Genomic DNA, 22298 nt, shown 5'->3' with positions numbered 1-22298 from the left:
CGCGAATGGTTCGAGGCCAAGACCCAGTTCGCCGTCGTCTTCGGCGAAAGGTTCGTCAGCCAATGACGAAACCGGCCTCGCGCACAGAATTCCTGACAGTTCCATGCGCGGCGCATCCGTCACTATGGACTGCTCGCCGGCTCCGCCCGCAAAGCCAGCCTCGCACTCGTGCGCGAACTGCTGAACGTCGCTCCGCCACCCGAAGACAACCCTTCAGCATAACCGGCTGACGTTCGCCCGCCTTGCCCTTGCTGCGGCGGGCGCATGGTGGTCATCGAGAGGTTCGAACGGTGGTGCCAGCCTCGTGCGCCGCCAACCTCACGAGCGCCGAACCGGGAGAACACCTCATGACCCGGCATGACCAAGTTGCTCGTACGACCGCGCCACGCCGGCGACGGTCAACGGGATGTTATGTGCACATTGCCGTCGAGCCGGTCGTCACGCACACCAATCCCGTCGGAATCAACGCTCCAGGCTCTGCGACCGGGCCCGGAAGCCGCTTCCACGCCATGCCCACCGCATCCTATGCGGAAGTTCGCGACAGACCCAGGCACGCTCCGAAACACAAATCCCCATAGGCCGTCGTCTGCGGCCCGCGGGTTCCTGCATGAGAGACTTTCGTACGCCTGACGGCACCCGAAACCCTTCAGCATGTCGGTCATTCAGCCAGCCACTCCTGTCCTCCCGAAGCCGACATTAATAGTGCCCACACCACCGTCGAAATTGCGCCGAGAGGGGACGACACCATTAGGAGAAGTGGCATTGAGGCTCTACCTCAGTGTCGCCAGCAGGTGTTCGGCAGCCCCGACATCCGCCGTATTCAGGCTCTCCACAAAATACGCCGCAACCGACTGCAAGAGCTCGCGAGCGCTGTTGATCTCCCCGCGCCCGGCCATCAGCGTCGCCATGTCGATTGCGGTTCGCAACTCCCATGCCCGTGCGCGCTGACTTCGGCTCAACTCCAGTGCCTGCATGAGGTAGGCGGCAGCTTCATCACGGTTGCGCTCCGACTGGAGAAGGAGGCTTCCCTTCATCCGTAGCAACTCCGGGAGGTACAACTGGTCGCCGTTCTTTTCGACTTGACCAAGCGACTCGTCGATCAACGCAATGGCTTCATCAACCTGACCGATCGCGGACAGTCCCCTAACTAGCGAGAGGTTGAGCGGCGTCGTGAGCAATTCATAAGGCGCCGCGTGGAGCTTCCGAAGAGATGTCTGCAGGCCCTCGACGCCGCTTTTTGCATCGCCGTGACGGATCGCGACTTCGCTTTTGAAGCCCCGACCGACCAGCAGGTACGGAGTCATGGAATGGGATTCCGCGCGGGCGATGAGCATATCTATGTACGCCTCGGCGCTCTTCAGGTCACCGGTCCACAGGAAGACCGATATCGCCCAGATCAACGCAATCGCCAACGTTAGAGAATGATCCATGGCGGCAGCCTCTTCGACGGCCTGTCGGGCGTGTGCCATGGCTTGGTCCGGATGGCCTTGTAGCCAAAGGTTCCTCGCCAGGATGGCCCTGGCCAGGATTTTGCCTTCGAAGCCCAGATAGATCGTCGTGGTCCGCTGGGAGCGCGGCCCACGGTCGAGCGCCGCCTCCAGCTCTGCGCGGGCCTCCGCGAGGTCGCCTCGCAGGTGGAGCGAGATGCCCAGGATCGAGTGTGCCAGCGCGTTGACGACCGAGTCGTCCAAGGTCGCGGCTGTGGCTGAACAACGCCTTGCAAACTCAAGGGCGGTTGCGAAATTGCCCGTCCGCAGATGGAACATGTTGAGCGAACCCAACAGACGCACCCGGTCCAGCGGATCGCCGCGCTGCTCGGCGATCGCCAGGCTCCTCTCCAGAGCTACGCGCGCCCTGTCGCGTCCTCCCCGCATGAACATGAAGGACACGCCGAGGGCTGCCTGAAGATGCATCTCGTCAAGTCCGCCAAGGGCGGCATCGTCGAAAGCGAATATTGCTCTTTCAGACCAGCGATGACACTCCGGCAACAAGGACATTGCCAGGAAAACCGGCGCGACAGCGCTGGCGAGTCCGACGCCGATGTTGGCGTTTCCGCTGTCGCCGAAGCACCATTCCAGGGCAGCCCGGACATTGTTGATGGCGGCGAAGTGGGGCGCCCGCTCCTCACCGGTCGCCAGGCTTGGCCACTCGATCCCGGTCTGCTCCAGCCATCTCCGATAGTAGGCGGCGTGGCGCACTGCCAGATCGGCAGCCTCGGCGTCATCGATCCGGATGTCGAGAACGTAGGCGCGCGTCGTATCGAGGAGCCTGTAGCGCATCATTGCTCCAACCGGACGCGTCGCCACGATCGATTTGCCGACAAGACTGTCCATGGCGCCAAGGACGGTCGATCGGTCGAGGGTCGCGCTCGTCACGACCTCCAGGGCGGCATCGAGCGTGAAATGACCGACGAATACAGCGAGCCTGCGAAGCACCACGCGCTCAACGTCGGTCAGGAGCCCAAAGCTCCAGTCTAGTGTCGCCTGCAAGGTCTGCTGACGCGGCGGCGCTGTCCGTGAACCGAGCCACAGCAGTGTCAGGCGTTGATCGAGAAGCGCGGCTGTCTGCTGCAGCCCATAGGATTCGACACGTCTGGCCGCCAGTTCGATCGAGAGCGCCACCCCGTCAAGCTTTCGGCAGATGCTTGCGATGATCAAGGCCTCGGCGTCGCCGATGTCCAAACGAGCGCCACCTGCCACCGCTCGCTCGACGAACAGCTGGGTGGCCGGGAATGTCTGGACGATGGCCGCCGTTAGCCCCGGTTCGTCGGGCGGAAACGCAAGCGCATCCAACCGGCAGATATGTTCGCCCTCGACCCGAAGCGCCTCGCGGCTCGTCGCCAGGATGTAGACCTGTGACGCCGCATCGACGATGCTCGAGGCCAGAGGCGCCACCGCATCCACGAGATGCTCACAGGTATCGAGGATCAACAGAATCCGCTTGTTGCGCAAGTAAGCGATCAGGTTGGGCGTCGCATCCTCTGTTTGAACCGTTAGTCCAAGCATCGAGGCGACGGCTGTCGTCACCAGACCGGGATCGCCGATCATTCCCAGATCGACGAACAAGACCGCCCCTGAAAATGCTTCGATCAGGTGATGCCCGACTGCGATCGCGACGGTGGTTTTGCCGACGCCACCGGCGCCAACGATGGTGACGAACCGCGAAGCATTCAGCTGCACCGACAGCTTAAGAACATCCTCGTCCCGTCCGACCATCCGGCTCAAGCGGTTTGGAAGATTCGCGTGCGGAAACTCAGCGGCAATGAATAGGGCTTCGTCGCGTGGGCTGTTTAATCGCAAAACCGGCGCAACGAAGCAATAGCCCCGCCCCGGAAGCGTCGCGATGTACCGCGCGCCATCCTTTCCATCGCCCAGCGCCCTGCGCAGTCCGGTCATGTGGAACCGCAGGCTGCCTTCCTCGACGACGACATCCGGCCAAACCCGCGACATTAGATCTTTCTTGCTGACGACTTCATTCGGTGCAGAGGTCAGGACTATGAGAATGTCGATGGCGCGCGAACCCAACTCTACGGGAGCGCCTTCTCTTGTCAGGAGCCTTTCACCCGCAGCAAAATGGAAAGGGCCAAACGACAATCTGTCTTTGGCTTGTATTCCCGTTTTCGTCATGGCGTCTTCTTTTGGAGCCGCCTGCACCCAGCGCCGCAGTTTAAGTCAAGGAGCGCTCCTGCACCATAGGGAGTCTCACAGTCTAGGCGCCTCCTATCTGCTCAAAAAAGCGGCAGGCTGGCAGCGGCTAACACAAGCTCACGACGCATAACGGGCTAATCCCGCCTCCTGGGCGTAGTTCAAGCTACGTAGATAGATCGCAAACCCATCAACCCAGGAGAGACCCATGGACACGACCAGAACCTCCGAAGCAATCGACCAGGATCGCCGGCGACTTTTGGGCACGGCGGCGGCCGGCATCGCCGCCGCCGGCGCGGCAAGCCTGCTCCCGTCGCAATTGGCCGCCGCATCCACGAGCGATGCCATCCGCCCTTTCTCCGTCAGTTTCCCGCAGGAGGAGATCAATGAGCTTCGCCGGCGCATCGCCGCCACGCGCTGGCCCGAGCGCGAACTCGTCTCCGACGAGGCGTCCCGGCGGATCTGGTCGACCCCAGCAACTGTAGGGCCAACGCAGGGCGTGCAACTCGCCACAATGCAGAAGCTCATGCAGTACTGGCGAACGGAATACGATTGGAGCAAGTGCGAGGCGCAGTTGAAGGCGCTGCCGAATTTCGTCACTGAGATCGATGGGCTCGACATCCACTTCATCCATGTGAAGTCTAAGCATCAGGGCGCCCTGCCTGTCATCATCACGCACGGCTGGCCCGGTTCGGTCATCGAACTTTTGAAGATCATCGACCCGTTCACCAATCCCACTGCGCACGGAGGCACGGAGGCGGAGGCGTTCGACGTGGTGATCCCGTCGATGCCGGGCTACGGCTTTTCCGGCAAGCCCACCGAAACCGGTTGGGATCCCGGGCGCATCGCGCGGGCGTGGATCGTGCTGATGAAACGCCTTGGCTACGACCGCTACGTCGCGCAGGGCGGCGATTGGGGAGCACTCATCACGGAACAGATGGCCCTGATCGCACCTCCCGAGCTGGTCGCCATCCACACGAATATGCCGGGGACCATTCCGCCGGAGATCGTGAAAGCGCTGGCCTCCGGCGGTCCGCCCCCCGCTGATCTTGGCCCCGACGAGAAGCGTGCCTACGAGCAGGTAGCGTTCTTCTACAAAAACGGCCTGGGCTACGCCAACGAGATGGCTCTTCGTCCGCAAACGCTCTACGGGATCGTCGATTCACCGGCCGGCCTGGCGGCGTGGATCCTCGATCACGATGCGGACAGTTATGCGCTGATCGCCCGCTCCTTCGATGGAGAGCCGGAGGGCCTTACCCGCGACGACATCCTCGACAACATCACCTTCTACTGGCTGACGAACACGGCGATCTCGTCGGCACGTCTCTATTGGGAACATACGCAAACGGCGAAGGCCGGCTTCTTCGACGCCAAGGGCATCACCATTCCCGTCGGTGCGACTGCGAACCCCAGTGAAATCTACACCGCACCGAAGAGTTGGACCGAACGCGCGTTCCCGAAGCTTCTGCACTATGGCCGCACGGACAAGGGCTGCCATTTCGCCGCCTGGGAGCAGCCGAAGAGTTTCACCGATGAGGTGCGCGCAACATTCAAGACGTTGCAGACATGACGTGTTGGCGGGGGATGGCGCGCCGGACGCTCGTCATCTTCCGCCCAGCGATAGCTGCGTAGCGAACCTCCGAAGGGAGCGACTGCAATGAACCCCCTCATCAAGACGCTCGCCGCACTCGCGGCTTGCACCGTGCTCGCCACGGGCGCGTTTGCCCAGAGCACGGTCGTTCCCATCGACAACGAGCCCGCACCCAAGCTGATCGTGGAGCCGCCGCTTCCGGGTCCGCTGGCCGGCGGCGTCGTGTTCATCCCGTACCGGGTGGAGAACTTGCGCATCCTGCCTGTGGGCGGGGCGGTCGCGCGCAACGTGTCTCCGCGGGTCGGGCATCTGCACGTCACCGTCGACGACCTGCCTTGGGCGTGGGCGGACTACGGTCAGAGCAACACCATCATCTTGGTGGGCATGCCAAGCGGCCAGCACATGGTGCTGATCGAGGTGGTGGATCCAGAAGGCAAAGTCTTCACCAAACAAACGGTGACGTTCCACACTCCGGACAAGAAGGTGCAGCCATGAGGCTCGACCAACTGGCGGCCGTGCTGGCATTCGGGCTTTGCATCCTTTCCGCGCCCGCCTCCGCCAACCCGGTCGAGGATCGCTCGATCCGGCCCTTCAAAGTCTATGTGCCGCAAGCGCCGCTCGATGATCTTCGCAGTCGCATTGCGCAGACACGGTGGCCCGACCGGGAGACGGTCGATGACCAGTCGCAGGGCATACAGCTCGCGAAGATCAGGCCGCTCGTCGAGTATTGGGGCACGGCCTACGACTGGCGGACAGCGGAAGCGAAGCTGAATTCCCTGCCCCAGTTCATGACCACGATCGACGGCGTGGACATCCACTTCATTCACGTTCGCTCGAAACATCCCAATGCCCTGCCGCTGATCATGACGCATGGCTGGCCCGGCTCGGTGCTGGAACTGCTCAAGACCGTCGGCCCGCTCACCGATCCCACGGCGCATGGCGGTAGCCCGGAAGACGCGTTCGACCTCGTACTGCCGTCGTTGCCGGGTTTCGGCTTCTCCGGCAAACCCACAGATACTGGCTGGGGTACAGACCGCATTGCACGAGCCTGGGCAGAGCTGATGAAGCGCCTTGGCTACACAGATTACGTCGCCCAGGGCGGCGACTGGGGCTCTCCCGTTTCGAATGCAATGGGACGTCTGGCCCCGGCAGGCCTGCTCGGCATTCATGTCAACCTGCCGGCTGTCGTACCGCCAGAGATTGCCGCGGTGCTCGCCGCCGGCGGACCGGCGCCGGCGGGGCTCATGGACAAGGAGCGCGCGGCGTTCGATGCGCTCAGCATGGCCGCCAAGATGGGGAACAGATCCTACGCCACGATGATGGGCACCCGACCCCAGACGGTCGGTTACGCCATCAATGACTCCCCCGCAGGGCTCGCCGCTTGGATGCTCGGGCATCCGGGCTTTTCGGGCTGGACCTACGACAAAAGCGACCCTGAAAGGTCGCCTGACGAGGTGCTGGACGATATCACGCTGTACTGGCTGACGGACACCGCCGCCTCGTCCGGGCGAATTTACTGGGAGTACGGCGGCGGGCGCAGTCCCGTTTTTGCCGGCCCTGAAAAGACCAGCGAAGTCTCGCTGCCGGTGGCCATTACGGTCTTTCCGGGGGAAGGCTATCGGGCCCCCGAGACCTGGGCCCGGCGCGCCTACCCCAACCTGATCTACTTCCATGAGGTCGACAAAGGCGGCCACTTCGCCGCGTGGGAGCAGCCGGAGCTCTTTTCTGCCGAGTTGCGCGCCGCGTTCAGGCCGCTGCGGCAAACCAAATAACCACCTCACTCGAAAGGAACGACAAATGTCTCAAACCATGAAAACGCCCAGTGACGAAAAGCGCGAAACTGCGACCGGGACCCTCAAAAAGCAGGCGCTCGACATGAAGCTCGAGGTCGTGGTCATCCCCGTCTCGGACGTCGATCGCGCCAAGAGCTTTTATAGCGGCCTGGGCTGGCGGCTCGACGGCGATTTCGTCGTCGGCGATACGTTCCGGGGTGTGCAGTTCACACCTCCGGGCTCGCCTGCCTCGATCCACTTCGGCACGGGGATCACGACGGCGGCGCCAGGCTCGGCAAGCGGACTTTATCTTGTCGTGTCGGACATCGAGGCGGCGCGCGCCGAGCTCATTGGCCACGGCGCCGAGGTCAGCGAGGCGTTTCACCGCACAGGTCCCGGCAAGCCGGCGGTCAAGGGGCGCGATCCCGAGCGGCGCAGCTACTCCTCGTTCGCGACGTTCAAGGACCCGGACGGCAACGAATGGCTGCTGCAGGAAATCACCACCCGCTTTCCCGGCCGGATCGACACCACGACCTACGCTTCCGGAGCGGATCTTGTTGCCGCGCTGCGACGCGCGTCGGAGGCCCACGGCGAGCACGAGAAGCGCAACGGCGGCCAGCGCGATGAGAACTGGCCGGACTGGTACGCGGAATACATGGTGGCTGAGCAGGCCGGCAAAGAGCTTCCGCTCTGAAGGATTCAGCGCGCAGCGCGCCGCTGAACCGTCTGCGCGGCGATATCGATCGAAACTGAAAAGGCGTCGTCGATGAAAGCAATTAAGCTGCTCGTCGCCGTGGCGCTCGCAATGGCAATCGGGGCTCCGATTGCCAGTTTTCTGGGAGACACGAATGTGGCTCAGCCGATAGCCTCCGCACCGATGAGGGTTCCGTTCCTTCACGGACTTTCCTCCGACCAGTTCGAGAGTCAATCCGAGCTTGCTTCGCTTGGCGTGGCGCACGAGTGGATAAATTCGCCGCCGCTGACGGCGTCGCCTTTGCATGGCAAGGTCGTCCTCATCGATTTCTGGACCTACACCTGCATCAACTGGCTGCGCACGCTTCCCTACGTTCAGGCCTGGGACGAGAAATACCGGAAGCATGGTTTGGTGGTGATCGGAATCCACGCGCCGGAGTTCTCGTTCGAAAAAGACCTGAACAACGTGCACCGGGCGGTGAAAGACCTGGGGATCGATTACCCGATCGCCGTCGACAACGACCATCTCATATGGCGGGCTTTCAGCAACCAGTACTGGCCGGCACTCTATTTCGTCGATTCGCGGGGACGCGTCCGGTATCACCACTTTGGCGAGGGCTCATACCAACAGTCGGAAATGGTCATCCAGGAATTGCTGACTGAGGCTGGCGCCGGCGGATTCGACCGTGAGCCTGTGTCGGTGGATGCCCGCGGCATCGAGGCCGCGGCCGATTGGGAGACCCTCAAGTCTCCGGAAAATTATCTCGGCTACGAACGCACCCAGAATTCTGCCTCCGGCGGTGAAGCGGTCTTGGACGCGCCGCACATCTACGACGTGCCGGCGCGACTACGCCTGAATGAGTGGGGGCTGTCTGGCAGTTGGACGGTAAGGAAAGAAACCGCCGTACTGAACAAGTCCGATGCCCGCATCGCGTACCGTTTTCACGCGCGCGACCTTCATCTGGTCATGGGTCCGGCAGCGCCGGGAACGTCTGTGAGATTTCGCGTGCTGATCGACGGGCAGCCGCCAGGCACGGCTCACGGCATCGACGTCAATGAAATGGGCGAAGGCGCAGTGACAGAGCAGCGCCTGTACCAACTGATCCGACAATCGAAACCCATCGTCGATCGCCAGTTCGAGATCGAGTTTCTCGACTCAGGCGTGGAGGTCTTTGCATTCACGTTCGGCTGATCGCCCGCGCAAGGATAGAGGTTCCCAAATGCATTCGCTCAATATCCCCGATGAAATCGACCAAGATCGCCGTCGGTTCTTTGGCGCCGCCGCGATGGCTGTCGCCGCCACTCAGTTCGGCCTGATCGGCCCGGCACAAGCGCAACAGACGACTGGAGAGCCTGCGGCGTCCTTTGGGCCCTTGAAGCGGATCGAGGCCGGCGTGCTGAGCGTCGGCTATGCGGAACTTGGACGGACCGACGGCCCGCCCGTCATCCTGCTACATGGCTGGCCGTATGACATCCACACCTATGCCGATGTCGCTCCTCTGCTGGCAGCGAAAGGCCACCGCGTGATTGTTCCCTACCTGCGCGGATACGGCACGACCCGATTCCTGTTGGACGACACGATGCGCAACGGTCAGCAGTCAGCGATTGCCGCGGACATTGTCGCCCTGATGGACGCACTGGGCATCGAAAAGGCGACGATTGGCGGCTGCGACTGGGGCGCGCGCACCGCGAACATCATTGCCGCACTATGGCCTGAACGCTGCAAGGCGATGGTCTCGGTGAGCGGCTACCTCATCGGCAACCAGCAAGCCGGCAAGCTGCCGCTGCCACCCAAGGCCGAGCTGCAATGGTGGTATCAATATTACTTCGCCACCGATCGCGGCCGCGCCGGCTACGAGAAATACACACGAGATTTCACCAGGCTGATCTGGCAACTCGCGTCGCCGCGGTGGAATTTCGACGATGCCACATTCGAGCGCAGCGCCGCAGCCTTCGACAATCCCGATCACGTGGCCATTGTGGTCCACAATTATCGCTGGCGGCTCGGACTCGCCGCCGGCGAGCAGCAATACGACGCGTTCGAGGAGCGACTCGCGCAGACACCGGTCATCGGCGTGCCGACGATCACCCTCGAAGGCGACGCCAATGGCGCGCCGCATCCGGACGCCAGCGTATACGCCACGATGTTCCCGGGCAGATACGCGCATCGGGTCGTCACCGGCGGCATCGGGCACAACCTGCCCCAGGAAGCGCCGCAGGCCTTTGCCGATGCCGTTGTCGAAGTCGACGCCTGATCGAGTTCGCGGCAACCGCCGAAGCGGCGGTTACCGCTACCAGCAAAGAATGCCCATGAGCCACATCACAAGGGTTGTCTATACGGCCAGGACCGCAACCACGGGCAGTCGCGAAAATGGCGCCTCGCGCAGTTCCGACGGTCTTCTGGACATCTGGCTATCGACGCCTGGATCGGCGCGCATCGGCACCAATCCGGAGCAGTTGCTCGCGGCCGGCTGGTCGGCCAGCTTCGCAAGCGCAATCGCATCTGCGGCCCACGAACGAAAAATCGCGCTGCCTGCAGGGATGAGCATCGAGGCCGAGGTGAATCTGAACTACGGAGAAAACGGCCACTTTCTTAGCGTCCAACTGGATATTGCCGTGCCGAGTCTGGAGCGCGATGTGGTACAAATTCTGGTGGATGAAGCGCACGAGATTTGTCCTTACTCCAAAGCGACACGGGGCAACATCGATGTCGTAATGAGGATCGTCTGATTTGACCTAAATCGCTCTTCGGCGTTGAAGCTTTTGGCACCTCGCTCCCAGTCTGTTCAGGGTCAGATGATGATCATGCCCACATCGACGTGAATGTCCGCTTTCGATATCCACGGGCTCGAAGCTGCCGATCCGTTGTCGGCCCATTCCTGACATAATCGCCACTGCTCAGAAAATCACTTGCTCAGCCGGCTTCCACCGTAGGGATACTCACTTGAGCGTTTGACCCTGAGTTCTTCGTTCGCTAGCGGGAGCCTCGCGCGGCGTCACAACCATATGTGTCATCGCCTCCAACCTTCGGCGACAGCGCCCGCCAGTGCCGGGGTGATTCGCGGCTCACGTCTCCCTTTTGCGCCGAGCTTGTTCTATGGCTGCCCGAGAGGCTGCGCCTCCCCCGCCTCGCATTCCGGCAGCCGCACAGGTTTGGCGAGTTTTGCCAGCGACCCGGTCTTGGCGCACGCCGGGAAGCCGGCTAGCGGCATTGTCTCGATGAAACGACCGCGCTCCGTCTTGCTCAAGCTGAATTCATTGACCATGCCCTCGACGGTCAGGTCCGGATACCGTTTGAGGGTTTCCCGGACCGAAGCATTCGCCTCATCGATTCGACCCAGAGCCGCAAAGGAGCTGCTACGCACCACCCAACCCCCTTTGCCGTAGTTATCGGGCGTCTTGCGCTCCAGCATCTTCAAGGCGTCCTCATAGCGACCAGCCATAAAATAGGCAGTGGAGTAGAAAGCAGTTGCCCACATCGGGTAATTCGGGTCGAGCCGTATAACTTGGTCGACCAACTGAGCGCCGCGTTCGGGTTCGTCGAAGCCTGCCGCAAAGCCGGAATAGAATGTCAGGATTTCGGCCGAACCCGGAGCGAGGCGGAGGGCCGTGTCCAGCTCGACCTTGGCGCGGGCGTTGTCGCCCTTGTCTTTGAGGCTCATGCCAAAAACGGCGTGCGCCTCGGCGTCGCTCGGATCGAGCCGCACCGCGCGTTCGGCTACATCGGCAGCCGCCTTGATCTCGCTCTCGGGATTGATACCGAAGCCAGCCAATATGTTATGAGCATGATAAAGTTCCACCCAGGCGCGGGCGAACCCCGGGTCCAGCTCGACAGCGAGGTTGAGCAGCCTGATGGCCTCCTCCTCATCCGCTACGGTAATCTTTTCAATCCTTTCGGTTCCGAGCAGGTAGTAATCATAGACAGTCAAGTTGTCCGGCCGTTTACGCTTCGCTGCAGCCCGCCCCGCGCCTTGAATCAGCCCCACGCCGTTGCCGAGGCGGTTGGTGACCTGCTCGGCGATCTCGGTTTGAACGGCGAATACGTCTTCAGCAGGCCGGTCCCATCGCTCCGACCACAGATGGTTGCCGGTTTTTGCATCGATCAGCTGCGCGGTGATCCGCAGCCGACCGCCCAGGCGCTGGATCGAGCCTTCCAGCACATAGCCGACGTCGAGCGCACTCGCGACCTGGCGGACATCCAGCGACTTGCCTTTGTACGCTTGCGTCGAATTGCGTGCCACGACGTCGAGTTCGGGAAACTGCGCGAGATCGGTGATGATGTCTTCGGTGAGGCCATCGGCCAAACGCCCGGTGGCCCCGTCGCCGCCATAATTATTGAAGGGCAGCACCGCGATCGACGGCTTGGCCCCCAGTGGCGCAGGCTGAAAGACCCACCATGTCCCTCCACCCGCCAGAGCCAGCACCACGATGGCCGCCGCAGCCGTCCTGGCCCAGCGCGGCATCATTCCGAGAAGCGGGCGGCGCGCCGGCTTGCCATCGAGCCTCAGCCGGTACATCCGCACGGGGCGATTGATATTCTTGACTTGCTGCTCGCCAGCGAAATCGAGGGGCCAATCAAGCTTGCCCTGCAGATGGTCAAAGGCCGTGCCCGATACGATCACGCCGCCCGGGTCAGCGAGTTGCTGCAACCGAGCGGCGATATTGACGCCGTCGCCATACACATCGCCATCCACGAGCGCCACATCGCCAAGATTTATCCCGATGCGGAACACAATCCGCTCATGCTCCGGCAGTCCACCATTGCGAACGGCCACAGCTTTTTGAATTTCGGCTGCGCAGATCACCGCATCGACCACGCTGTCGAAGACGACAAGTGCGCCATCTCCTAATAGTTTGACAATTCGACCCTGGTGCAGAGCGATCGCCGTATCGGTTACGTCGGCCCGGATAGCTCTCAGGCGTCCGATGGTGCCAGCTTCGTCAATTTCGATCGCCGTTGAATAGCCGACCATATCCGCTGCAAGGATTGCCAGCAGTTTCCGGTTCAATGGAGGGACGATCATCATCCGGCCCCGGACCCAACATGGCTAAAATTGTACACCTATCGCGGCGCCCTGACGAGCCCGCCCGGCCAAAGCCAGGAGGTCGTCCATTAGCCCCGGTGGTCCGAAAGGTCGCTTCTGGCGCACAGCGGTCAGACGAGGCTGGACGCAAAGGCCGGCTATCTTGTCCAGTCATCTTGAAAGCTGACAGTCCGGTTCCGGCCCCTTCCAGGCATTCACAATGCCGGTCGATCGCCGATCTGACCGCCAGAGGCTGTTGACGTCGAAAACACATAAGCCGCTAGATGTTCCCCTTTTGTGCTTCCAAAGTCGCATAAACAGACAGTCTGGAACTGGCCTCTCGCGAGGGCCATCGACCGATCGCATCAGGTCGTATCTAAAGGCCGTAAGAAAAACCGGCAGTTTGCCAATCCTTGCTGCGACTGCGTGCCTCAAGCTCTGATCGGCGCATTGCCCGTCCGTTGTGCGGCAGCAGGAGTAGCCGAAGCTGGAGGGCAGCGCCGCGGACTCAACGAGCGCTACTGTTATGACGGCAGGAACGAAGAAGCAGTCCTCATGGACCGATGCATGCTATGCATTGCTTCGATCACGCCCAGCACGTGCGGACATAGGCGAACTCCGGCGAAGAGTTTGACAGCGGAGATCAGCGCAAGATGTCCGACAGGCTCTCGGGCTTCTTCTCGCCAAGCGACAGATCAAGGCCCGACAGAAGGTCGATGAGATGACTTTGCATCAGGTCGGACGCGTTTTTTGCGTCGTGCTTTTCGATGGAATCAACGAGGGCGTGATGGGCGTGGCTTTCGCAGGTGGTGTCGCGGCGGCGCCAGTAGAGCGCGATGATCAGCGACGACCGCGACAACAGGTCCTTGACGAAGCCGGTCAGGATCGAATGGCCGGCGATTTCAGCGATGCCGACATGGAATTTTGCCGACAGCATTATGGCGTCGCTGTCGCGGCCGGCATGCAGGGCCTCGTGCTCTTTTTCGAGATGAAGCCGCAGTTGCGCGATCTCGGCCGGCTTTGCCACTTCGGCGGCAAGCGCCGCGACCTTGGGCTCGATCAGCGCTCGCGCTTCGAACACCTCGCGCGCTTCCTGCTTGGTCGGCTGGGCGACGAACGCGCCGCGGTTCGGCTCGAGCCGAGCCAAGCGGTCATGCGACAGCGCCTGCAGCGCCGCGCGTATCACCGCGCGGCTCACCGAATAGATCGAGGCGAGCTCGTCCTCGGGCAGCTTTGTGCCCGGTGCGAGGCGGTGGCTGACGATGGCGTCGCGCAGGCCGGCATAGACCGGAAACCAGCGCATCGTCGGCTTGTCGCCATCCCGTGTCTTTGGTCCAAGCAGGTCCATCGTCTCATTGTCCCGGCGGCCGGATCGCATAGCGGCGCGAACACCGCGTTTCCGGCCGGACATCGAACATCCTGTGTGGGAATGTCAACAATTTTGCACGCATCAGGATACACGGCCGGAGGGCGAAAAGGACGCAAAGATTCCGGCGAAGGACTTTTCGAGTGGAACCTGGTAGCCGCCGCGCTTCGAGGTCGACAGGCCAAGGCTGACGAGGCTCTCGCAGAGTTGTACCGCGCAGGCGACGCCGTCGAGCACAGGAAGGCCATGTTCGCGGCTGAGCGCGGCGGCGAGGTCGGCCATGCCGGCGCATCCCAGCACAATCGCTTCGGCCCGGTCGTCGCGGATGGCGCGCTCGATCTCCTCCGAAATTCGATGGCGGGCGTTGGAGCCGGGCACTTCGAGCTCCAGAACGGGAACGTCGCTTGCCCGCACCCTAGCGCAGCGGCTGGCGAGGCCGTAGCGCACCAGATTGTGCTCGATCGCCGGCACCGAACGCGACAGCGTCGTCACCACGCTGAACTTGCCGGCAATTAGGCTTGCCATGTGAAACGCCGCTTCGCCGATGCCGACCACCGGCATCTCGCCGACGCAGCGTACTGCGTCGAGGCCGGTGTCGTCGAAGCAGGCGATGACGCAGGCGCTCGCCGCCGGATATCTCTGGATCTCGCCGATCATTCCCGGGATGGCGAAGACCTCGTCGAAATAGCCTTCGACGCTCGGCGGCCCGTCCTTCGGATTGACGGCGATGATCCTGGTGCCGGCCGAAGCCGCGCCGCGCGCCGCCTCGCTGATCTTTTCGGTCATGGACGCAGTGGTGTTGGGATTGACGACGAGTATGTCCATTTGCGCTTTCATATTTCGCCGCCGAGATAGAGTTTCTTGACCCGGTCGTCGCCAAGCAGCTCAGCCGAATGTCCGGCCAGCGCGATCTTTCCGGTCGTCAGTGCGTAGGCGCGCTGCGAGATGCGCAGCGCCATGCGCGAATTCTGCTCGACCAAGAGAACGCTGACCTTTTCGTCGCGATTGATCGCCACGATGGAGCGGGCGATGTCCTGGACGAGCTTCGGCGCGACGCCGAGCGAGGGTTCATCGAGCAGCAGAAGCTTCGGTTTGGCCATCAGCGCCCGCCCGATCACCAGCATCTGCTGTTCGCCGCCGCTCATCGTGCCCGCCGTCTGGGAATAGCGTTCCTTCAGGCGCGGAAAGCGCGCGAGCACCATGTCCAGCGTCCTGGCGATTTCGGCCTTGTCGGTGCGGGTGAAGGCGCCCATCATCAGATTGTCGCGCACCGTCATGTAGGAAAAGACGCGCCGACCCTCCGGCACCATGGCGATGCCCATCCTGACCAGCTCGTCCGGGCGCGTTCCGTCGATGCGGTGGCCCCGGAAATGAATCTCGCCGCTGCGGACTTTCTTCAGGCCGGTGATGGCGCGCAGGATCGAGGATTTGCCCGCGCCATTCGCGCCGATCAGCGCGACGGTCTCGCCCTCGTTGACGTTGAGCGACACGCCCTTCAGTGCATAGACATGGTCGTAGTAGAGTTCGATGTCGGAGACTTTCAGCAGTTCGCTCATGGCTAAAATCCGATCGTCTCATCTTCGACGCCGAGATAGGCCTCGATGACCTTTTCGTTCTCCTGGATTTCCTTCGGCGTTCCCTCGGCGATTTTCACACCGAAGTTCAGGACGACGATGCGGTCGGAAATGTTCATGACGGCGGGCATATCGTGCTCGACCAGCAGGACAGTCACGCCGCGCTTCCGCACGCCGCGCACCATCTCCACCGCGCGCACGGTTTCGTCATGGTTCATGCCGGCGAAGGGCTCGTCGAGCAGAAGCACGGTCGGGTTGGTAGCGAGCCCGATGGCAATCCCGAGCGCGCGCAGATGGCCGTGCGGCAGCGTGCTGGCGATCTCATGCCGTTGCGTGCCGAGATCGAGGAAGTCGATGATCTCGTCGGCCGAGCGGCCGAATTCATCCTCGTCGCGCCGTGCGGTGTTCGTGCCGAGATAGAAGCCGGCAAGGCTGGCATTGGAACGCAGGTGATGCGCGATGATGACATTGTCGCGCACCGTCATGCCCTTGAAGATCGTCGTCTCCTGGAACGTGCGCACCACGCCCTTCCGGGCGACGATATGCGGCGCCAGGCCTGAAATCCGCTCTCCCCGGAATAGCACTTCGCCCGAGGTCGGATTGAGGAAAGAGGAAATCAACTTGAACAGCGTCGACTTGCCGGCGCCGTTGGGGCCGATGACGGAGAGGATTTCGCGTTCGCGGACCGCGAAGGAAACATTGTTGACCGCGACCAGCCCGCCGAAGCGTTTGGTCACTGCCTTGATCTGGAGAAGCTCAGTCATGGTCCTAGCCCTGCTTCTTGCCGAACAGCCTGAGGCTGAGCAGGCCGTTGGGAAGGAACAGCATCAGCGCGATCAGCACCGAAGAGAAGATCAGCAACTGGAACTCGCCGGTCTCGAACAGGAAATCCCAGCCGAAATAGAGCACGAAGGTGCCGATCATCGGCCCGAAGACGTGGCCGAGCCCGCCGAGGAAGCAGTTCAGCATGAAGTTCACCGAGTCGGTGACGGTGAAGCTCGACGGATAGATCGACTGCGAGATGGCGACGAACATCGCACCGCCGAGACCGCCGAGGAATGAGGAGATGGCGTAGGCGATAACGCGCAGATAGGCGATGTTGACGCCGATCGAGGAGGCCAGTTCCTCGTTCTGCTGCAACGACTGGCAGAGTTTGCCAATGCGCGAATGGACTAGGCGGTAGAGCGCCGCAAAGCACAGCACCATCAGCACAACCGACACCAGATAGAAGGCGGGACGCGGATTGGGGAGCGCCGCGAAATCTGGAAGGATGGTCAGCCCGAAGATCGAGATGCCGCCGGGGAGCGGAATGCTGACCATGCCCTTGGCTCCGTTGGTGATCGGGAGCGCCAGCGCGAGCAGCCGCGCCACTTCGGTCAAAACCAGCGTGACCATGGCGAAATAAACGCCGCGAAGTCTGAGGATGGGCAGTCCGATCAGCACGCTTGCAGCGGCGCAGAATAGCCCAGCCAGCGGCAGTGTCAGCCAGAACGACACACCGTACTGGACGACAAGAATGGCCGAAACATAGCCGCCCATAAGCGCGAAGGCGCCCTGGCCGATATTTATGCGGCCGATGTAGAAAGTCACCCACACCCCGGCGCTGGCGATGCTGAGCAGCGCGACCGAGGTCAGCGTGTAGTAGAGGTCGAGCCGACCGGTCGCCTCAATCAGCCAGGGCACGCCGACGAGTACGACCAGCAGGAAGACAGCGACGACGAGGATGTTGCGTGTACGCTTCATGTCCATCATCCCCACGGCTTGCCCATGAGCCCGTTCGGGCGGATGCTCAGGAACACCATCAGCGCGGCGAAGATGACGAGATAAGTGACGTCGCCATATTGGCGTAGCACCGTCAGGCCGACCGATTCCATCATGCCGAGGATGAAGCCGCCGGCGATCGCTCCGCTGACCACGCCGGCCCCGCCGATCATCACCATCAAGAACGCCTTGATCGAGATCGGCCCGCCGATGCCCGAATTGACGCCGGTGATGGCGACCAGCAGCCCCCCGACTATGCCGGCAAGCATGGCGCCGAGCGCAAAGCCGATCATCGAATAGCGGTCGACCTCGACGCCCATCAGCTGCGCCGCGACCCGGTCCTGCGCCAGCGCCCGCATGGCACGTCCCGGCTTGCTGTACTGCATGAAAAGCACGAAGGAGGCGATGAACAGTATGGCGAGTGCGCCGACCAGCAGCCGGTCGTAAGGCATTATGAGGCTGTCGGAGACGAAGACGCCTTTGACGATCTTCGGCACGCCGCGCTGCTTTTCGCCGAACAGGAGGAGGATCACGGCGTCGAGGAAGAATGCGACCGCCGCCGCGAGAAGCATCGTACTTTCCTCCCGCACGCTTCGCTTAATCACCGTCCTGAAAAGGAATTTCTCGACAAGCGCTCCAATGACCAGCAGCGTGACCCCGGACGCGACGAGCGCGACGACGAAAGGCATGCCGAGCTGGCCATAGACGGTGTAGGTGACGAAGCCGCCGAGAACGTACATCTGCCCATGGGCAAAGTTAAGCACGTTCATTAGCGCGAAGATCAGGGTCAGACCGAGCGCGATCAAGGCGTATTGCGCGCCAAGATAAAGCCCGTTGGCGATGACTTGTTCCATCAGGATGGTTCCGGCCGTTCAGAGGCTGAAGACGAATGCTCGAGTCTCTGCGGCAATCCGCTTCAGTGCAGTTGCGTCAATCGACTTGAGCGACGAAGAGCGTCTCGAACTTGCCGTCGCGGTATTCCGTGACCACCATCGGGACCGAAAGCTGGCGCTTCTGGCCAAACGACGTCATTCCGACATAGGTCAGCTTGGCATCGTCCTTCAGATAGGGATTGGGCGCCGAGAAAGTGTCGATCGTCTTCTTGAACTCCTCGACATTGTCGATCGCGGCCGGGTTCGCCTTCAGCGTCTCGATGATGTATTCGAGCGCGTAGACCTTGGTGTTGGACTCGTCATTGTATTCGCCGAACATTTTCGTATAGCGTTCGACGAACTCCTTCATCGTGTCGGACGCGATTTCGGGCGTCGATGCGCCGCCGACCGAGATGAAGCCGTTGGCCAACTCGCCCGCGCCCTCTTCCAACACCTTGGCATCCTGCGCCGTTTCGGTGGAGATCAGGCCTTCGTAGCCGAGCTCGCGCGCGGCGCGGATCAGCAGCGGCGCATTGCCCGGCGCGACGCCCGAAAGCACCAGCAGGTCCGGTTTTTGCAAAACGATCGGCGTCAGTACCGGCGTGAAATCGCGGGTATCGTTTTGGTAGACATCCGTGGCAGCCACAACCTCGAGCCCGAGCGCCTTTGCCGCGGCAACACCGCCATCCCGCTGGCTCAGCGGATCGGATTCGTTGGCGGCGACAAAGGCAACTTTTTTCACGCCCCTGTTTTCCATGAGATATTTGTAGATCGCCGGAGCCGACTGGTAGTTGGCGATCATGCCGAGCACGGCGTTGGATGCCGGCGGGGTGTAGAGTTCCTTCGGGAATGCGTAGGGAAAATAGATGATGCCCTTGGATTCTGCCACGGGACGCACCGCCGCCGCGCCGTCGTCGACATTCGGACCGACGACATAGTGGATGCCCTCCTGGGCCATCTTCTCCATGCCGGCGATCGCCCGCTTCGGGTCCTTCTGGTCGTCGAAGGTGACGATTTTGACGTCATAGGTCTCGTCACCAATCTTCACACCGCCGGTTTCGTTGATCCAGGCGGCGCGCGTCTGCATCGAGCGGACGTTGGATGTGCCCCACGCAGCGGCCGCGCCACTCGTCACGCCGACAAAGCCGATCTTGAGTTCCTTGTTGGCGGCGTGCACCGCTATTGTGCCGCCGGCCATGATTGCCAGCGCGGAGACGGCGCCGCGCGCCGCGGATGTGATTATTGAACGTCTGTTGATCATTGTTCTTTCCCCTTTGGAGGCCGCGCATTGTTGCGACAGAACTCGACCGATACGCGGATTTTTGTGAGTGAAGGCTCAAATCAATCACCTGTCAACAAAACTTTATCGGATTGTTGACAATCTTGTGAGCGGCCGTAGACGAAGAACGTAGGACCGATCGCGGTTCGGTGCTTTGCTCGAGAGGTTCGTGGTGTCGGAATTCCTGAAGCTCGCATGGTGGTCAGAGCGACGGGTGTCTTTCTCACACTACCGGACCAAGAATCAGGACGAGGTCGGCGTCGTGATCGAGGATCGACGCGGTCGGGTCGTCGGTATCGAGGTGAAGGCCTCCGCAAACGGTTCCGCAGGACTTTCGGGGATTGCACCAGTTGCAGGAAGGAGTCCGCGATCGTTTTGTGCGCGGGCTGGTGCTGCACGACCATCACCGTGTGACGCCGTTCGGCGAAATAATTGCAAGCTGCACCGCTGTCGGTTCTGTGTTCGATGTAAAGTTGCATAAAATGCGGTCTGGAACTTGAGTCGCGAGGTGGTCTAAATAATCCCAGATCGATACGAGCCGAGCCTTCATTGGTCGCGGTGATTTCTGGCAACTTCGCCACCCGCCGTAAGCCATCTTGCATCGAACCAGCGGTCCGCCGGCCCGTCATAGGGCAGCCGCGTGACATCCCAGTGGCTGACGAAGCGCGCGTAGGCGTCCCAGACCGGTGGACCGCCGCCGATGAAGACGACACGGCCGGCAAAGCGCTTGAGCGTGTCCTCGGGATCCATACTGGAGCGAACGACGACAAGTTCCCGATCCGCGCGAGCAAAATCCGGAACGCTCGCGATCGTCTTGGGACCGGCGAGCAAGACGTGTCCTCTCGTGACGTCGAAAAACCGTGCAACGTCGGCTACGAACTCCGGCGAGCCGAAGCGATATTGGCAAACTGAAACGTCAGAGCGGGCATCGCGCAGATGCCCGCCACCATGGGTACGGATGCACGCAAGGGACCGAAGAAGCGCCGGCGGCCCCCCACCGCTCGAAGAACAGGAGAGGGGCCAATAGTGCGAAACCCGCTTTCCAAGCCGTTTGCCGATCCAGAAGGACAGCCAGTCCCCCAGTGCCGCGCCAATGGCGGCGGCAAGCCATCACGAAATTCCGGTTCTTCTCAGCAGCGCCACGCGGGCTAACGCTGATTATTGTATGGCCGGCCTGCAGCGCGAATCGCGCTGCTGGCTCGCCCAGGTTCGGCCATCGTCAATCGCCAGATCACGCACGATCAGCACGGGATGGAGCCGGTGAACGACAGCGCAGGGTTCGGCGTCGTTTTGGCCTTCGGCCTATTGGTGCTCAATTGGCTGGCGATCCGCTATATCGATGTTGTCGCCTGGCTGGCGAGCTTCTGATGCGCACGCCGTTCCACCCCGGTGCGAGGAACGGGAGAGCACCAAGGACGGCGACGAAATAGCAGGGCGGTACAACCCGCCCCAACCGAAGCCGCGTTCTCGACGACATGGTTACTGTGACAAGACGAACAGGGTATAAGGCTATGAGGCAGCAGACTGGTTGAGGAGCACCCCACCGTCATGAAGCCGATGAACGAAGAGCATCTCGCGGTTCTACGCAGGCACATGGTCGAGATGATTGCAATTCACACCGATCTTGCAAGCGATGAACTTGGCAAGGCGGCGCTCGATGAGCGGGTATTGGCGGCGATGAGGCGGATACCGCGGCATCTCTTCGTGCCAGCATCAGTTGCGCCTTATGCCTACCAAGACATGCCGCTGCCGATCGGCTTTGATAAAACCGTCTCGCAGCCCTTCATCGTTGCTCTCATGACCGATCTCCTTGCGCCGCAACCGCACGAGGTAGTGCTCGAGATCGGCACCGGCCTAGGCTACCAAACCGCAATCCTCGCGGACCTTGCCGGGCAAGTTTGGAGCGTCGAAATCATCGAGGAATTCGCAAGCCATGCCGAGGCTCTCCTGCAGGGTCTCGGCTTCTCCAATGTCGGCATTCGTGTCGGAGACGGGTCTCGCGGCTGGCCTGAGCACGCCCCATTCGACAAGGTCCTGGTCACGGTGGCGGCTGAGCGGACACCGCCGGCTTTACTGAAGCAACTCAAGCCGGGAGGACGCTTGGTTCTGCCTTTGGGATCTGAAAATGCACAGTTTCTGACGGTCATCGACAAGGATGCGGCAGGGCAACTGAAGACTCGCAAACTCATCCCGGTTCGGTTCAGCCGTCTCGAAACGGTCTAATGAGGGGTGCGGCTGCGCGGAGCCGTGCTGGAAGATCAGGATAACGCGCGCCGCATCGATCACACAGGCGCTGGATGGCATCGCCGATCTTTTGACATCCATGCCGCAACGCCACTCGTCGAGCACGCCTGCCGCCGCCGGTCGCAGCCGCTGGCGATCATGCCGGCGCGGTCGTATTGCGCGCTTCTCAAAGACCCCTTATCCAGCCTACTGTGTGCCTGCCAGACGGCAAATGGGTCGCTCATCTGGGAAATGACGGCTAAAGGCTCAAGGAATTCGCCCAGTGGCCAACACGTAGCGGGCAGGAGGTAACGATGGATCTCAAGGACAGGCGCCTCTGGTACGGCGTGGTAGCCGTGATCGTGGTATTGGTCGTGATTGCGTATGCGGCTGGTTGGTTTGGCGGCACACCGATACCAGCGCCGCAGCAGTGAGAGCGATCGTCATTCTCGCTTGGCGGCAGCTGACTGCTCAGTCTCTAAAGGTCGAAGGAAGGGAC

18 protein-coding genes and 2 pseudogenes are annotated in these 22298 nt (G+C 61.8%); 10 read left to right on the top strand and 10 right to left on the bottom strand.

What is annotated here, in order from left to right:
- Nucleotides 1–111 precede the first annotated feature (111 nt).
- A pseudogene (locus NKH05_RS25115) lies at nt 112–351 on the top strand (IS91 family transposase); the annotation flags it as partial.
- Between the two features lie 419 nt (nt 352–770).
- Here NKH05_RS25115 and NKH05_RS25110 read toward each other — a convergent pair.
- Nucleotides 771–3626, bottom strand: coding sequence for an ATP-binding protein (locus NKH05_RS25110; protein WP_352484985.1), 2856 nt, complete (start codon nt 3624–3626; stop codon nt 771–773).
- A gap of 226 nt (nt 3627–3852) precedes the next feature.
- On the opposite strand from NKH05_RS25110, the gene NKH05_RS25105 reads away from it, so the two are divergent.
- The 7 genes from NKH05_RS25105 to NKH05_RS25075 all read left to right on the top strand — a co-directional run bounded on the left by NKH05_RS25105 (nt 3853) and on the right by NKH05_RS25075 (nt 10430).
- A complete protein-coding gene (locus NKH05_RS25105; RefSeq protein ID WP_352917689.1) occupies nt 3853–5214 on the top strand; it encodes an epoxide hydrolase family protein in 1362 nt (453 codons plus the stop codon).
- A gap of 87 nt (nt 5215–5301) precedes the next feature.
- Nucleotides 5302–5730, top strand: a complete 429-nt coding sequence (locus NKH05_RS25100; RefSeq protein WP_352641810.1) for a DUF6130 family protein — start codon at nt 5302–5304, stop codon at nt 5728–5730.
- On the top strand, nt 5727–7007 hold the full coding sequence (locus NKH05_RS25095) for an epoxide hydrolase family protein (protein WP_352791668.1): 1281 nt from the start codon (nt 5727–5729) through the stop codon (nt 7005–7007). Before NKH05_RS25100 ends, NKH05_RS25095 begins: the two co-directional genes overlap by 4 nt.
- A 37-nt stretch (nt 7008–7044) precedes the next feature.
- Complete coding sequence (locus tag NKH05_RS25090) at nt 7045–7701, top strand: VOC family protein (protein ID WP_502900367.1); 657 nt, start codon at nt 7045–7047, stop codon at nt 7699–7701.
- Between the two features lie 72 nt (nt 7702–7773).
- Nucleotides 7774–8892 (top strand): redoxin domain-containing protein, encoded by a 1119-nt coding sequence (locus NKH05_RS25085; protein WP_353026291.1) that lies wholly within the window; start codon nt 7774–7776, stop codon nt 8890–8892.
- A 94-nt stretch (nt 8893–8986) separates the two neighbouring features.
- The gene (locus tag NKH05_RS25080) at nt 8987–9955 is read left to right on the top strand and encodes an alpha/beta fold hydrolase (protein ID WP_502913263.1); all 969 of its coding nucleotides are present in this window, start codon (nt 8987–8989) and stop codon (nt 9953–9955) included.
- A gap of 55 nt (nt 9956–10010) precedes the next feature.
- A complete protein-coding gene (locus tag NKH05_RS25075; RefSeq protein WP_031195077.1) occupies nt 10011–10430 on the top strand; it encodes an Ohr family peroxiredoxin in 420 nt (139 codons plus the stop codon).
- Between the two features lie 365 nt (nt 10431–10795).
- Here the strand turns inward: NKH05_RS25075 and NKH05_RS25070 are convergent, their stop codons facing one another.
- The 8 genes from NKH05_RS25070 to NKH05_RS25035 form a co-directional block, all read right to left on the bottom strand.
- Complete coding sequence (locus tag NKH05_RS25070; protein WP_353026289.1) at nt 10796–12724, bottom strand: adenylate/guanylate cyclase domain-containing protein; 1929 nt, start codon at nt 12722–12724, stop codon at nt 10796–10798.
- Between the two features lie 643 nt (nt 12725–13367).
- Nucleotides 13368–14072 carry a GntR family transcriptional regulator gene (locus NKH05_RS25065; RefSeq protein WP_023722328.1) on the bottom strand — a complete coding sequence of 235 codons (705 nt, stop codon included), beginning with the start codon at nt 14070–14072 and terminating at the stop codon, nt 13368–13370.
- Nucleotides 14073–14174: 102 nt separating this feature from the next.
- On the bottom strand, nt 14175–14915 hold the full coding sequence (locus tag NKH05_RS25060; RefSeq protein WP_352484980.1) for an aspartate/glutamate racemase family protein: 741 nt from the start codon (nt 14913–14915) through the stop codon (nt 14175–14177).
- Nucleotides 14916–14923: 8 nt separating this feature from the next.
- On the bottom strand, nt 14924–15646 hold the full coding sequence (locus tag NKH05_RS25055; protein WP_023722330.1) for an ABC transporter ATP-binding protein: 723 nt from the start codon (nt 15644–15646) through the stop codon (nt 14924–14926).
- Between the two features lie 2 nt (nt 15647–15648).
- Nucleotides 15649–16428, bottom strand: coding sequence for an ABC transporter ATP-binding protein (locus NKH05_RS25050; RefSeq protein ID WP_352495644.1), 780 nt, complete (start codon nt 16426–16428; stop codon nt 15649–15651).
- 4 nt (nt 16429–16432) lie between these two features.
- Nucleotides 16433–17407, bottom strand: a complete 975-nt coding sequence (locus NKH05_RS25045; RefSeq protein ID WP_352495643.1) for a branched-chain amino acid ABC transporter permease — start codon at nt 17405–17407, stop codon at nt 16433–16435.
- A 5-nt stretch (nt 17408–17412) separates the two neighbouring features.
- Nucleotides 17413–18279, bottom strand: coding sequence for a branched-chain amino acid ABC transporter permease (locus tag NKH05_RS25040; protein ID WP_023722333.1), 867 nt, complete (start codon nt 18277–18279; stop codon nt 17413–17415).
- 76 nt (nt 18280–18355) lie between these two features.
- Complete coding sequence (locus tag NKH05_RS25035; protein ID WP_031195079.1) at nt 18356–19558, bottom strand: ABC transporter substrate-binding protein; 1203 nt, start codon at nt 19556–19558, stop codon at nt 18356–18358.
- 187 nt (nt 19559–19745) lie between these two features.
- Here NKH05_RS25035 and NKH05_RS25030 point away from each other — a divergent pair, with 187 nt between their 5' ends.
- A complete protein-coding gene (locus tag NKH05_RS25030; protein ID WP_352495642.1) occupies nt 19746–20057 on the top strand; it encodes a DUF4143 domain-containing protein in 312 nt (103 codons plus the stop codon).
- 65 nt (nt 20058–20122) lie between these two features.
- On the opposite strand, the pseudogene NKH05_RS25025 reads toward NKH05_RS25030, so the two are convergent.
- Nucleotides 20123–20461 (bottom strand): annotated as a pseudogene (locus tag NKH05_RS25025) (diacylglycerol kinase); the annotation flags it as partial.
- 663 nt (nt 20462–21124) lie between these two features.
- Between NKH05_RS25025 and NKH05_RS25020 the strand changes: the two are divergent.
- A complete protein-coding gene (locus tag NKH05_RS25020) occupies nt 21125–21799 on the top strand; it encodes a protein-L-isoaspartate(D-aspartate) O-methyltransferase (RefSeq protein ID WP_352495641.1) in 675 nt (224 codons plus the stop codon).
- Nucleotides 21800–22298: the final 499 nt, after the last annotated feature.

Origin of the sequence: Mesorhizobium sp. M1399 (assembly GCF_040317735.1) — a bacterium.
Lineage (GTDB): Bacteria > Pseudomonadota > Alphaproteobacteria > Rhizobiales > Rhizobiaceae > Mesorhizobium.
The sequence above is the reverse complement of the archived record's forward strand: the minus strand, read 5'-3'. Positions and strand labels throughout refer to the sequence as shown.